At 53.3% G+C, this 443-nt stretch carries 1 protein-coding gene; it reads right to left on the reverse strand.

Features of this window, described 5'->3' with window-relative positions; all coding sequences use genetic code 11:
• The coding region (locus ACTHTU_RS11340; RefSeq protein ID WP_440362604.1) for a hypothetical protein at positions 1-443 on the reverse strand (443 nt) is incomplete at both ends.

Consider the following 443-nt stretch of genomic DNA (forward strand, 5'->3'; position numbering starts at 1 on the left):
TCTTCTATCTCCCCCTCGTCGTTTTTTTCCTTCTCCCCCCCCCCCCTTCCTTCTTCCCTCTCCTTCCTTTTTCCCTTTCCCTCTTTCTCCTTTTCCTCCTTCCTCCCTCCCTCTTCCCCCTTCTCTCCCCCCCCTTTTCCCTTCCCTCTTCTCCTCCTCCTCCTTCCCCCTCCCCCTTCTCCTCCTTCTTTCTTTTTCCTTTCTTTCCCCCCTCCCCCCCTTCTCCTCTCTCCTCTTCCTCCTTTGCGTCTTCTTCCCCCCCCCTTTCCTCCTCTTCCTTCTCTTTGTTTTTTTCTGCTCCTCTTCCTTCTTTTCTTTTCTCTTTTTTTTTTTTTTCTCCTCTTCTCTTTTCCTTCCTCCCCCTCCCTCTTCCCCCCTCTCCCTCCCCCCCTCCTCCCCCTTCACCTCCCTTTCCCTTTTCTTCCTTTCCTCTCCTGCCAAAT

The sequence above is a fragment of the Neisseria sp. P0020.S005 genome (assembly GCF_051957055.1).
GTDB lineage: Bacteria > Pseudomonadota > Gammaproteobacteria > Burkholderiales > Neisseriaceae > Neisseria > Neisseria subflava_A.